The following is a 13,114-nucleotide window of genomic DNA, read 5'->3' as shown; positions in this document are numbered from 1 at the left end:
GAGGTGTGGCGTTTTTAAGTCAGCGCTTGGAGAGCTCCATGATCATCCGGCTCAGCAGATAAATCCGCGGCGCCACGCTCTCCACCTCGGCATATTCCTCCGGCGTATGGATATTGCCCCCGACAATCCCGAACCCGTCCAGGGTCGGCGTACCCACGCCAGCCGACAAGCTCGCATCCGCCGCCCCGCCGCTGCCCTCAATGGTCAGCTTGCGCCCCAGCTCGCCATAAATCCCCTGGGCAATCGCCACCAGCTTGTCCGACTCCGGCGTCTGCGGCATCGGCGGCAGGCCACGGTGCAAACTGGTGGTCACTTCAGTCTCGGGGATCAGCTTGTTGGCCGAGACCCGTGCCAGGTCTTTCTCGATCCGGTCAAACTCTTCCGGCAACGCCGCCCGTACATCCGCCTTGGCGGTGGCCTGGTCGGGGATCACGTTGACCCGGTCGCCGGAGTTGATCACGGTGAAGTTGATGGTGGTTTTCTTCTCGGCATCCCCCAGCTTGCCCAGTTGCAGAATCTGGTGCGCCGCTTCCATCGCCGCGTTGCGCCCCAATTCCGGGGCGACGCCGGCGTGGGCGGCCTTGCCCTTGACCTCGACCACGGCGGTGGCGCTGCCTTTGCGCCATACCACCAGGCCATCGGCCGGGCGACCCGGTTCCAGGTTGAGCGTCACGTCGTGGCCCTTGGCGGTGTTGCGGATCAGCTCGGACGCGCCGTCGGTGCCGGTTTCTTCGCTGGCGTCCAGCAGGAAGGTGATTTGTGCGTAGTCCTTGAAGCCCTGGTTTTTCAGGACCTTCAACGCGTAGATGCCGGCGACGATGCCGCCCTTGTCATCCATCACGCCCGGGCCATAGGCGCGGCCGTCCTTGATGTGGAACGGCCGGGCAGCCGCCGAGCCTTCCTTGAACACCGTGTCCATGTGGGCCATCAGCAGGATCCTGGCCTTGCCGGTGCCCTTGAGGGTGGCGATGACATGGCTGTTATGGGCCGCGGCATCCGGCACCAACTGGATGCTGAAACCCAGTTGCTTGAGCTCATCGACGGCGATGTCACGCACTTGGGTCAGGCCCGGCTCGTAGCCGGAGCCCGAATCGATATTCACCAGGCGCTCCAGCAGTTTCAAGGCTTCGGCCTTGTACTGCTCGGAATCGGCCTGGATCTGTTTGTGGGGTTCGGCGCTGAAGGCCGGCATGGCGAAAGACAGCGCCAGGGTGGCTGCCAGTAAGCTGCGTGGGAAGTTGAAAAGCATGAACCGATCCTTGTTTTTGTTGGAAGGTAGCGCTCCACCCTACCTGACAAACACCGATTTGTTGATCCTCAGATCGACCTCAGCCAACTTCCCTGCACCGAACTGACCCGGTTGCGCCCGCTGCTCTTGGCCTCGTACAAGGCCTGGTCGGCATCGTTCAGCCAACTGGTGGCGTCGGCGTGTGCCGGCCGGTACGGCGCCAGGCCGATGCTCAGGCTGGCGCGCAAGGTCGGGTCCTGTGCGTAGGCCAGGGAGTTGAAGCGATCACGCAGGGCGTCCATCACCTCGGTGGCGCGGTTCAGGGGCATGTCCGGCAGGATCACGCAGAATTCGTCGCCACCGTAGCGCCCGGCCAGGTCAGTGGCCCGCAGGTTCTGGCGCAGCACTTTGCTCAATTGACGCAGCACGATATCGCCGGTGACATGGCCGTAGGTGTCGTTGATGGTCTTGAAGTGGTCGATGTCGATCAGCGCGATGGCGGCGCCCTGCTGGTCGCGGCGGCAGCGCTGGAACTCGATTTCCAGGTGGTCTTTCCAGGCGCCGTGGTTGAGCAGGCCCGACAGGCTGTCGGTGCGGCTCAGGGCCAGCAACTCGCGCTTGTGCCGGGCCAGGGTGATCGCTTGCCGGTAACAGATCCAGCCCAGCGCCAGGGGATACAGCATCAGGATCGGCAGGCAGGCGTAGAGCTGCACTTCACTGGTGAGGGCGGTCACCGCCGGAGTGAACACCAGCATCGAGGCGCCGATGCCCAGCGCCTGGGCCACCCAACCGGCGAGCATGAAGCGCGGGCCGCCGATGGCGACGTTGTTCATGGTCATCATCGACAAGGTGGTCACGCTGGGCAGCGGGTTGAACTGCATGGCGCCAACCCAGAACCCGCCGCAAAACGAGTCGAACAGCAGGTTGCGGTGTTCCGAGCGCAGGGAGTTTTTCGAGTGCCGCGACCATTGGTAGGCCACATGCGGCCAGATGAAGGCATTGGCGATCATCACTCCCCAGACCCAAGCGGATTTATCCAGCGGGTAGATGGCGGCGGCCACACAGACAAACCCGAGGGTCAATCCCAGGGTGCGCGACTTGTACAAGCGTGAAGCGAGCGAAAGTCCGTTTCCTCCTGCGGCTGGCATGTCTGGCTTGATCCTGGATGAATGCCCGAAGTCTATCAGGGCACCGGCAGATCGCCACTACCGCTCATAAGCTGACCTTCAGCTGGAAAAGCCCCGGGCCAACATCAGCGCCACCCCCAGCAGCAACACCGCCGTGGCCCGTTGCAGCAACACCCGGCGCTTGGGGTTTTCCAGCACGTGCTTGATGCGCTGGCCGAAGTAGCAATACAGGCAGCCGCTGGCAAATTGCAGCAGCAGGAAGGTCAGGCCGAGGATCGCGATGTCGGCGGCGGCACTGCCCTGGCCGATGGCGGCGAACTGCGGGAATACCGCGCTGAACAGAATGATCGCCTTGGGATTCGACAACCCGGTCAGCAGACCTTTTCCGAACAGGCTGCGGGCATTTTCCGGGGTTGCATCGTTGGTCTTGATGGTCACTCCGCTGCTGGTCCATTGCTTGTAGGCCAGGTAAAGGATGTAGGCCACGCCTACCACCTGGATGATCCGGGTGATCAGCGGGTAATCCTTGATCAGCTCGGAAAAACCCACGGCAAAGATCAGGATCGACACCAGGTAGGAAACACTCGCCCCGAACTGCGCCGGCAGGGAGCGGCGCAGGCCGTCCTTCAGGCCGAGGCTGAGCAACAACAAGGTCATGGGCCCGGGGCTGAAGGCCAGGGTGGTGCACAGCAGCAGGAAATACAAAAACGAAGACAGCGTCAGCGCGGTGGCCATGGCGTGGAATTTCACAGCAGGAAAGAGGGCTTGCAGTCTAGGGCGCACGTGCCGCCACAGGCAGGTAAACTCTACGGATATACGCGCAGACTTTACCGGTGAAGTTGGCGGCAAACTTAAGGACAGTGTGATGCCCATTCCTGCGATTCACTTTCATGACCGAGCACCGAAGGTGCAGCAGATCGTCGATGCCCTGGCCCATGCGATCGAGCAAGGCGAATTGGCCGCTGGCAGCAAACTGCCTTCGGTGCGTGAGTTGGGAGCCTTGCTGGGCGTCGGAAAATTCACCATGAATGAAGCGCTGGATCGCCTGCGCGGGCGTCACCTCCTGACCTCCAGCCAGGGCCGCGGGCACTTTGTCGCCAGCAGCCTGGCACAGCCGTCGTCCAGCACCTGGGTCGACTTGCTGCCCCAGGACTTGCTCAGCGTACTGCGCCGCCCCCTGGCCATGGCCCAGGGCGACCTGCGCCCCGGCGGCGGCCATCTGCCGGAAGACTGGCTGGATTCCGAAGCCCTGCGCCAGGCCATGCGCAGCGCAGTCCGCGCCCCTACCCTGCGCATCGCCGGGCTGGGCACCCCGGCGGGCCTGCTGCCGTTGCGCCAGGCGCTGCAACAGAAACTGCACGGTGAAGGGTTGTCGGTGCCGGTGGAACAAATCATCACCACGCCCAACACGGTGCAAGGCCTGGACATGCTCATGCGCCTGCTGGCGCGGCCCGGGGACACGGTGCTGCTGGATGCACCGTGTTATTTCAACTTCCACGCGAACCTGGCGTTGCATGGGGTCAAGGTGGTGACGATCGCCCGGCGGCCTGATGGTTTTGATTTTGTCGCGCTGGAGCAGTTGTTGGCGGAGCATCGTCCGAGCCTGTACCTGACCACCAGCGTGTTGCATAACCCCACCGGGCATTCATTCAGTCCGAGCCAGGCGTTTCGGTTGTTGCAACTGGCCCGGGAGTATCGCTGCCATATCGTTGAGGATGATCTTTACGGGGATTTGCACCCTAACCCCCCGCCGCGCCTGGCGACTTTGGCGGGATTGGAGCAGGTGACGTACCTGTCGGGGTTTTCGAAGGTGCTGACGGCGAACGCGCGGGTCAGTTATGTGGTGGCGGCGCCGCAATTGGCGGCGAATCTGACCAATATGAAGTTGATGAGCGGCGGCATAACGTCCGAGCTGTTCGAACAGATTGTGTATCGGCTGCTGAGTGAGGGTGGGTATGCCAGGCATCGCAAGCGCATGGTTCAGCGGCTGCTGGAGGCTGGGGGGCGGGTTGAGCAGTGGCTGCGGCGTTGTGGGTGTGAATTGCCGATGGGGTTTGAGGGGGGGATGTTCATCTGGGCGCGGTTGCCGGCGGGGGTAAATGGTGAGCGGCTGGCTGAAGCCGGGTTGAAACGCGGGATGGTGTTGGCGCCGGGGGCGTTGTTCGGGTATGAGCCGGGGTTGCGGGATTTCATGCGGTTTAATGTGGCGCATTGCGACGAAGGGCGGGTTCAGGCGCAGTTTGAAGGGTTGCTGGGGGCGCCAACCCGAAGAGTTGGCGCCGGGGTTACGGATCAAGCGGAGGGTTGATCACCGTTCACTGGAGATCACGCGCTGGCTGCAGATATGAGCCATGCTCACCGGGGTAGCGTCGCCACCCACGCCGACATCCGGGTACTCCTCGATGCGCAGGCGCCAGACGGCGAAGTTGTAGTTGGTCTCCCAGGTATTTTTGTAACCCGAGTCGTAGGACACATACCTGACAGTCGCCTCACCCGCGCAGTTGCCCAGGTTGACCGTACCGGATGCCGCGCCCGACACGCCGGTTACCGAACCGTAGTAAGGGATGTACACCGGCAGGTAGGTATTACGGTTGACGTGCTTGTCGAGTTGCAGATACGGGGTCAATCCCTGCAGGCGTTTACCGGTGCTGTCGGCCCAGGTCACGGCCCAGCTCAAGTCACGTGCCGCCTGGGTGGTCATGAACGGGTCGTAGTCATTGGCCGAAGCCGGGATCCGCACCACGTTGTCACCTTGCACACTGTGGCTCAACACCTCGGGTGTGGAGCCCAGCGACAGCTTGTAGCGCGCCGTAGCCTTCCAGGTTGCGGCCGGGTTAGGCCGCACCCGTACGTTCACCACGCCATTAACCGATGGCGTTGGCCAGGTGATTTTCGCCTTGGGGCTGATCGGGATCCATTTGACGCCGTCAAAATACTCGGAAATCCACTGGCCCCGATCGCTCTCGTTCACACCGTCGAAATAGGCACTGACCTTCTGCCCGCGCAGGGCCTTGAAGGAGAAGTAGTCTTCATCGGTCGCCGTGTCGGAGTTACCCGTGACGTAGTTCAGGGTATCCGGCAGTTGATAAGCCGTTTCGAAACTGTCGTTAGGCTCGAAATCGTCAATCGTCATGTTGATATCCACGCCGAAACTGAACGGCGAACCGTCAGCCGAATTGGCATGCATGAACCAGTAGTAGTCGCCAGGTGGCAGTACGCCAGCCAACACCTCGTTGGCATTGCCCGGGTTATCCGACGTGCCGAGAGAAGTGATGTTGTTCTGGCCGTCGTCCTGGAACAGGGTCAGGGACATGTTGGTGGCAGCACTCTGCCCTACCAGCATCACTGTCGCCCGTGCTTTTTGCGGCACGTTGAAGTGGTAGCAGACGTCGTTGCCGGTTTGCACACCGTCCAGGTTATACATCTGGTTGATACCGAGGGTCTGGCACAGCGGCGTGAACGCCTGGGCCGCCACGGCCTGGGCATCCACCTTGGCGCTATCTGCCTGTACAGGCTCGGCGACCACAACCCCGCTCAAGGCCTTGGCAGCCTGCACCGGCTTTTTCAGCTGCTGCGAGGTTTTGATTTTGTCCAGGAAGGCAGCCGACGCCTTCTGCGCCGTGACGTTGCCGCCACTCTTGAGGGCTTGTTGCACGGCTTGCTGCAACGGTTGCGGCGTCAAGTGTGCAGGAGATTGTTCGGCCAGGGCGCAGGCCGAAACGAAGCAGGACGCCGCGATGGCGGCTCCGAGCATGAACGCTTTTTTCGATTTCATTTTTTATCCATCCATAGTTAAAAAATTGAAGCTCAGGTGATCGGCGACATCCGGTCACCTGGGATGGAATGTAGGACATAACTGTATGCATGTACAGTATTTTATGGCGACAAGATAGATGCGCCAATCCCGACTACGCTCATCCCCAACAAAAACGACACCGAGCGCTCCCAATGACTCACCCCACCGAGGCTTTCCGCTCCACCTACCGCGCCAGCATCCACCCCTGCTACAACCCGTGGCTCCACGCTGGTTTCGTTTTCGGCTACGGCCTGCTCTGCATCAGCCTGTTCTGGTCCACCACCCGGCAAATCCAGCCATTGGAATGGCTGGCCATCCCCCTCACCCTGATTTTCTTCAATCTGTGTATCTATCTCGTCCACCGTCACCTGGGCCATCACAAACACACCTTCGCCCGCCTGTTCTACGCCCGCCACACCGGCGACCACCACAGCTTCTTCACCCCCGCCCACATGACCTACGACAGCCCTCGAGACTGGCGTGTCATCCTGTTCCCCGCCTGGCTCATCCTGGTCCACAGCCTGGTCATCACCCTCCCCGCCTGGTGGCTGCTCAAACACCTCAACCCCAACATCGCCGGCCTGTTCGCCGGCTGCATGATCCTCGGTTACCTGCTCTACGAGTTTTTCCACGCCTGCGAACACCTGCCCCCCGACCACCCCGTGGCCCGCCTGCCGTGGATCCGCCAGATGCACCACCTGCACGCCCTGCATCACCGGCGCGAACTGATGCAGGGACGCAACTTCAACATCGTCCTGCCGCTGATGGACTACCTGTTCGGCACCCTGCATTGGGAACCGCCCACCACTGATCACCAGGAATCGTCATGAGTACCCGTCCAAGCAACGTTGGTCGTCTGGTCCTGCTGATCCTGACCGCCATCGTCGCCTTCCTGCTGCTGATGCCCACCAAAGTGCAACCGGTCAACTGGTCGCCGCCCAAGGCGCCATCCCTGAAGGACGGGCCCTACGCCGAAAACCAGCGCCTCAAGGACGTGAAAAGAACCGGCGCCCAGGACATCGCCGGGCCCGAAGCCCTGTTGCTGGATGGCAAAGGGTTCCTCATCACCGGCCTGCATGACGGGCGCATCATCCGCACGGCCCCCGAAAGCCACGTTCTCGAAGAGCTGACCAACACCCAGGGTCGCCCCCTGGGCCTGGCCCTGCATCCGGACGGGCGGTTGATCATTGCCGATGGGATCAAGGGCCTGCTCGCCCTCGACACCCAGCACAATCTCACCACCCTGGCCACCAGCGCCGCCGGCCTGCCGTTTGGCTTTGTCGATGACGTCACCGTCGACGCCGCCGGGCGTTATGCGTACTTCAGCGATGCATCAAGCCGATGGGGTTATGGGGAAGACGGCGAGGCGGTGATCGAGCACGGCGGTGACGGCCGTTTGCTACGGTATGACTTCAGCACCGGCCACACCGAGGTATTGCTGGACCAGTTGCAATTCGCCAATGGCGTGGCCCTGGGGCCGAACGAAGACTATGTGCTGGTCAACGAAACCGGCGCCTATCGCATCAGCCGCTACTGGCTCAAGGGCGACAAGGCCGGCGTCCACGACCTGTTTATCGACAACCTGCCGGGCCTGCCGGACAACCTCAGCTTCAACGGCAAGGACCGGTTCTGGGTTGCCTTGTATTCACCGCGCAACCCGCTGCTCGACGGTTTTGCCGGCTACCCGCTGATGCGCAAGATCATGGTACGGGCACTGATGGTGGTGCCCAAGCCCATCGAGCGTAAGGCCTTTGTGCTCGGGCTGGACGTGAACGGCAAGGTCATCGCAAACCTGCAGGATGGCAGCAGCGGTAACTACTCGCCCGTCACCACGGCACGTGAGTACGGTGACTGGTTGTATCTGGGTTCGCTTAAAAACACCGGTATGGCGCGCTTGCCACTCAAGGTGGCGTTGGCGCAATAACGAAAAAAAGCCCCTCGGCTATGGCTTGGACCAGACCTCCCAAATAATTGCCAGGACCATCAAAACCAATCCGCCGTAATAGGGCCATACTGCCCATCGCCTCAGAGCCACGGGGACGGACGTCAACTCTGCCTCAGTCGCCTCGCCCTTTTTTACATGGCGTTTTGGCATGGACAGCAGCTCGACGATCACAACCATTCGCATGGTTTTGTCGATCGGCAGATTCCTGCGCCAAAAACGCTTGGTGCGTTGAACGGCCTCGTTTTCGGTGAAGTAGCTTTCCAACTCATCGAGTTTTCTGTACGCGACGAAGAGCAACAGTCCCAAGTTGATAAGCATCCATAAAAGCAACGTAACAGTGAAAAAATCATAATAAGACATGATCAAGCCCCATCAGGCTGATACATCAGGTCACCCATCATTTCTCCACCCCATTCACCGGCACGCCCAAACGTACTCCCGGCGGCATAACCTCCGGCAGCACCGCCGATGATCCCGCAGACCAGCGCACCCTGCCCTTTCACCGCAACCCCCATGACTATCCCGCATAAACGTCTCCCGAGCGCAGCCCCCAGAGTCCCTCCAATAGCGGCCCCGCCTACCCCACCCACCAACTTCCCACCCTGCACATACTTCGCCCGACTGCACTGTGCCTCCCGCCCCTCCATGCACGCTTCCTTGACCTCCAACCCCGCCCCCCCCACATCCAACGCCAACCCCACATACGTCCCCTTGCCCAAAAACCTCGACGTCTCGACAATGCTGCGAATCCGCTGCGTATAGCCCACGATTTCACTCTTGTGCAGATAACTCTTGGTGGAAATACCCAGCACTTTTTTCAGCGATTTATTGGTTTTCAGGCTCGTGCCAAATCGCGCCGCGCCTCGCAACTGTGTATCCAAACGCCGGAACAACATCTGCCGCTGCAGGATAAAAAGCGCCTTGTTCACCCCACCGTTCTTCAATTGCTGATGCAGCCGTTCAATCTCCTCCAACGTGTGCTGGACCTCGTCCAAATGTCGTCCCCACGCCGACGTCGCACTGCCGACGCCCACAGAGCTGTACCCGAGAAAGCTTTGCAGCAAGTCATAATTATTGATCACCGCTGTCCCCGCTGATGCGTCCAACTCCAAGTTGCGCTGAATCTCCTGGGCATGGCGCATCAACCACGCATCATCGGCAGTGCATGCCACCCCATGGTAATCAGGAATAATCACCATCTGCCCCGGCGTCACCAGGCTTGTCTGGCGCAAATGCAGGTTCAACGCGTCGAATTGATCGGAGAGTTGCCGACTGGACCCGGTCAGCAAGCGGGACTTCAAGCTGAGGTAGTCCGTGGTGCGCTCATTGATGTATCCCTGCGCCATCACTTACATCCCTGATGTAATGAATATGGCGCAGGAATATAAGCAGGCTGACTCAGCCCGGACACAAGGTTGGAACAGCTGAAATTACATTTGGGAAATCACCTACCTGGCAGGTAATCAAGGCCTACAAAAAATCGTCGGACTCAATACCCCGTCATCTCCAGATACCCCACCCCACCCTGAAATTTCACCGGCCCTTCCCAGTAAGGAATGCTCAGGTTCATCCAGGCTTTTGGGTTGACCGCTTCCGTGGTGATATCCAGATGTTTGCCCGGGATCTTCAATGACCACTGGGTGGGAATGCTGCGCCCATCAATGGCAGTCGTGCCCAGCGGCGTCAGTTGAATATCCTGGTTGTGCAGGGTCTGTGTGTGGCCTTCTTTGTCGATCCAGGTACCCGTCAGGTACGACGGCCCGTCTTTCTGCCGCACCCGAAACAGCATCAACTGCTCGCCGCTGTCCAGGTGCAGGGAGAACCAGTCCCAGCCAGTCTGGCTGGCGGTCAGGGGCTGGCTGCTCCATTCGCGATCGAGCCAGGCGTTGCCGGTGACTTGGTAAGATTTTCCATCGATGGTCACGCGGCCATCTGCCTGGAAAAACGGCTGGCTGTAGTAGTACGACGCCTGGCCCTGGTCGGACTTGCGGCTGTAGCCGTTATCCCCCTGGAGCACCAGCGGGCGGCTGGAGGTCAGGTGCAGGTCGTAGTTGAAATGCTCGCCTGCAGCCTTGAGTTGCATGTCCGCCAAGGGGCTGGCTGCACCGGGGCGGGTGGCGAAATTCCAGTCATCGATCCAGGCATTGAACGGCACCGCCTGGGCCCCTGCCTGCCCCACGCCGCCGCGGGCGTAGCGTTCGCTGGCGTAATGGCGGGTGGCCGAGGTGACGGCGGCGTGGCCGAGCCAGATCGTAGAGTCGTGCCAGCCCGGTTGTGTCGGGCCGGCCTTGAGTGCGTTGCGAAACAGCGTCCATTGCACGCCGTAGGCATTGCCCTCGGCATCCTTCAGGTTGGCGGTGAGGTACCACCATTCGATGCGATAGCCGTCATGGGGGCCATGGTCCTGGGGAAAGCTGAAGACCTTGCCGGGCACCACCTGGGCAAAGTCCGCGGCCTGGCTGCCCAGCCCGGCGAAGCTTTCTTCAGGCGCAGGCGGTTTGTCGCAGGCGCCCAGCAGCAGGAAGGTCGCCCATAGCAGGCACTTAATCTTCATTGGCAAAGGTCCTCAGCAAATCCGCCGGGCGACTGCGGTACAACTGCCACAGCGGCCAGGCCGAAGCCAGCAAGGTGGCCAGCATCGCCAGACCCAGCAGTTGCGCCAGTTGCCCCGGGAACACCTGCAACGGCAGGCGCCAGCCGAAGGCCTGGACGTTGATCACCACGTCCAGGCACCACGCCAGCAACAAGCCCAGCGGCAACGCCAGCACCAGGGTCAGCACCGCCAGCAGCCAGGTCTGGCCGAGGTTGAGCAGCATCAATTGGCGTCGTGTCACGCCCAGCGCCCACAGCGGGGCCAACTGGCCAAGACGGCTTTGGCTCTGGGTCAGCAGGCTGATGAACAACGCCACGCCGGCCACGCCCAGGGTCAGGCTGTTAAGGGCGGCGGTGGCGGCAAAAGTCCGTTCGAAGACCTGGCTCGACCAGCCCTTGAGCTGCTGCTGATCGACGATGCGGCTGTCTTCGAGGGCAAACCGTTCCTGTACTGCACGCACCAGCGGCGGCACGTTGCCCGGCAAAACCCGCAGGTTGAAACGCGCCGGCGACAATCCCGGCCAGTGCTGCAACAGGTGCCGCGAATTCACCAGCAAGTGGCCCTTGGGGTTGCCGTAGTCGGCATAAATCCCCACGACCTTCGGCGACCATGGACCTTGGGGCGTGGGGATGCTGACCACATCGCCCAGCCGCACCTTGAGCCGGCGTGCCATTTGCTCACTGAGCATCAGGCTGTCGTCCTGCAGCAACTGGCCCCATGGGTCCGTCGCCGCTTCCAGCAACGGCCAATGCTGGCGATAAGTAGGGTCGTCGACCACGCCGAACAGGTCAGCCGGCCACCCCTGCAACTGCACCGCAACCTGCCAGGTCGGCAGCACTGTCTGCACCAGGGGCTGCTGCACCAGCCAGGTTTGCAGCGCCTCGGCCTGGGCCGGGTTTTGCGGGTTGAGGTACAACTCGGCGGTCAGGCGTTGTTCCAGCCAGTTGTTGAAGGTCTGGCGAAAGCCCGAGGTCATCGAGCCCGCGCCGATATTGGCGGCCAACGCCAGCAGCAAGGCCATCAGCGCCAGGCTCAGGGCCGGCAACTGCTGGCGGCAATCGGCGAGAAACCATTGCCCCAGCACCGAACGGCTGCGCCCCAATACCGCCTTGAGCACGCCATTGAGCACCACCGGCAAGCCCAGCGCAGCGCCCAGCAACAAGGCCGCCATCAATACAAAACCACTGGCCAGGCTGTCGCCAAATACCAGTGCCAACAGCGCAACCAGTAAGGCCGAACCCGCCACCCAGCCCTGGCGTCGCAGCCAGCGCCCATGGGCCTGGTGCCAGGCCTGGGCATTGGCCAGCGCCAACAACGGCAAACGCGCCGCCCGCCACAGGCTGCTGGCCCCGGCGAGCAACGCGCCGAGCAAACCCAGGCCCAGGCCACTGAGCCACCACAGCGGGCTGAGGCTCAGTTGGCCGGGCAACTCGGCGCCATACAGGCCGCGCAAGCTGGCGGCTACATCCGGCAGCAACAGGCTGGCCAGCAAGTACCCGCTGGCCACGCCCGCCAGGCCACCCAGCACGGCCAGGCCACCGAGTTCCACCGCCAGGCTGAGGATCAGCATCCGCGCACTGACCCCGCACGCCCGCAAGGTTCGCAGCAGGCCGCGCCGCTGCTCCAGCGCCAGGCCGATGGCGGCATGCACGATAAACAAGCCCACCACAAAGGACAGAAAGCCCAGCGCATCGAGGTTCAGATGGAAGCTTTCAGTGAGGCGCGCGAGGTTGTTTTCCTCGGCCTGCTTGAGCTGCAGTTGCGCGCCCAGTTCCGGCGGCAGGGCGGGATGCGCGGCGGCAAAGGCCCTGTCCAGCAGCAACCGCGACAGGCGTTGGGGCATGTCCAGCAGCGGTTGGGCGAAGCCGATATCGGTCAGCAATACGCCAGGGGCCATGTCCGCTTGAACATGCAGCGGCGGCAGCGCCAGCCCGGCAGCTGTCAGCGGCTGGTCGCCCTCTTTCAGGCCCAGAGACTGCAAGGTCTGCGGCGCGATCCAGGTGCGTCCCGGCGGGTTGAAGAACGCGACCATCTGCGCCCGGTCCAGGGTCTGCCCGGCCAGCGCGCCACCGCCGGGCAACGACACCGGGTCGATGCCCATCACTTGCAGGCGCTGGTCTTCATGGCCCTTGAGCTGCACGCGGCCCTGCACCACCGGCGACACCGGCCACCCGGCGCGGCGCAGGTCGGCAAACAGCGCCTGGGGGAAGCTCGCACCGTCCGGCGCACTGAGGCTGGCCTGGGGTTCGCCGCCGATCAGCTGGCTGGCCCGCGCGTAGCTGTCCCGCGCCTGGCTGTTGAGGGCTTGCACGCCGGTCAACAGCGCGGTGGCCAGCCACAGGCCGGTGAGCACACTGAAGAATTGTACAGGGTGGCGCCGCCAATGGCTGAGCAGCGCGCGCAGTGTCCAGTGGAAGACGCGCAT

Annotated in this window: 11 protein-coding genes; 3 read left to right on the top strand and 8 right to left on the bottom strand. The window is 62.2% G+C overall.

Features of this window, described 5'->3' with window-relative positions:
- Window positions 1-19: 19 nt before the first annotated feature.
- The 3 genes from V6607_RS12820 to V6607_RS12810 all read right to left on the bottom strand — a co-directional run bounded on the left by V6607_RS12820 (window position 20) and on the right by V6607_RS12810 (window position 3,090).
- Complete coding sequence (locus V6607_RS12820; RefSeq protein ID WP_134326229.1) at window positions 20-1,249, bottom strand: M20/M25/M40 family metallo-hydrolase; 1,230 nt, start codon at window positions 1,247-1,249, stop codon at window positions 20-22.
- Between the two features lie 68 nt (window positions 1,250-1,317).
- Entirely contained in the window at window positions 1,318-2,376 is a 1,059-nt protein-coding gene (locus tag V6607_RS12815) for a diguanylate cyclase (protein ID WP_023658718.1), read from the bottom strand.
- 78 nt (window positions 2,377-2,454) lie between these two features.
- Entirely contained in the window at window positions 2,455-3,090 is a 636-nt protein-coding gene (locus V6607_RS12810; protein WP_003210255.1) for a LysE family translocator, read from the bottom strand.
- Between the two features lie 130 nt (window positions 3,091-3,220).
- On the opposite strand from V6607_RS12810, the gene V6607_RS12805 reads away from it, so the two are divergent.
- Window positions 3,221-4,663: a PLP-dependent aminotransferase family protein gene (locus tag V6607_RS12805; RefSeq protein ID WP_134326228.1), complete on the top strand. Its 1,443-nt coding sequence runs from the start codon at window positions 3,221-3,223 to the stop codon at window positions 4,661-4,663.
- On the opposite strand, the gene V6607_RS12800 is transcribed toward V6607_RS12805, so the two are convergent.
- The gene (locus V6607_RS12800; RefSeq protein ID WP_003210259.1) at window positions 4,664-6,130 is read right to left on the bottom strand and encodes a hypothetical protein; all 1,467 of its coding nucleotides are present in this window, start codon (window positions 6,128-6,130) and stop codon (window positions 4,664-4,666) included. It abuts the gene before it with no gap.
- Between the two features lie 173 nt (window positions 6,131-6,303).
- On the opposite strand from V6607_RS12800, the gene V6607_RS12795 reads away from it, so the two are divergent.
- Together V6607_RS12795 and V6607_RS12790 are read left to right on the top strand one after the other, a co-directional pair.
- Entirely contained in the window at window positions 6,304-6,981 is a 678-nt protein-coding gene (locus V6607_RS12795; protein WP_134326227.1) for a sterol desaturase family protein, read from the top strand.
- Window positions 6,978-8,075 (top strand): SMP-30/gluconolactonase/LRE family protein, encoded by a 1,098-nt coding sequence (locus V6607_RS12790; RefSeq protein ID WP_003210263.1) that lies wholly within the window; start codon window positions 6,978-6,980, stop codon window positions 8,073-8,075. The genes V6607_RS12795 and V6607_RS12790 overlap by 4 nt, the downstream gene beginning before the upstream one ends.
- Before the next feature lie 18 nt (window positions 8,076-8,093).
- Here the strand turns inward: V6607_RS12790 and V6607_RS12785 are convergent, their stop codons facing one another.
- The 4 genes from V6607_RS12785 to V6607_RS12770 all read right to left on the bottom strand — a co-directional run bounded on the left by V6607_RS12785 (window position 8,094) and on the right by V6607_RS12770 (window position 13,114).
- Entirely contained in the window at window positions 8,094-8,456 is a 363-nt protein-coding gene (locus V6607_RS12785; protein ID WP_134326226.1) for a hypothetical protein, read from the bottom strand.
- A gap of 2 nt (window positions 8,457-8,458) precedes the next feature.
- Window positions 8,459-9,442 (bottom strand): hypothetical protein, encoded by a 984-nt coding sequence (locus V6607_RS12780; RefSeq protein ID WP_134326225.1) that lies wholly within the window; start codon window positions 9,440-9,442, stop codon window positions 8,459-8,461.
- Window positions 9,443-9,585: 143 nt separating this feature from the next.
- Window positions 9,586-10,650: a lipocalin-like domain-containing protein gene (locus V6607_RS12775; protein WP_102606242.1), complete on the bottom strand. Its 1,065-nt coding sequence runs from the start codon at window positions 10,648-10,650 to the stop codon at window positions 9,586-9,588.
- Window positions 10,640-13,114, bottom strand: a complete 2,475-nt coding sequence (locus V6607_RS12770) for an FtsX-like permease family protein (RefSeq protein ID WP_102606243.1) — start codon at window positions 13,112-13,114, stop codon at window positions 10,640-10,642. The genes V6607_RS12775 and V6607_RS12770 overlap by 11 nt, the downstream gene beginning before the upstream one ends.

This window comes from Pseudomonas sp. KK18, assembly GCF_037094675.1.
Classification (GTDB): Bacteria; Pseudomonadota; Gammaproteobacteria; order Pseudomonadales; family Pseudomonadaceae; genus Aquipseudomonas.
This window is presented reverse-complemented; position numbering and strand designations above follow the sequence as displayed.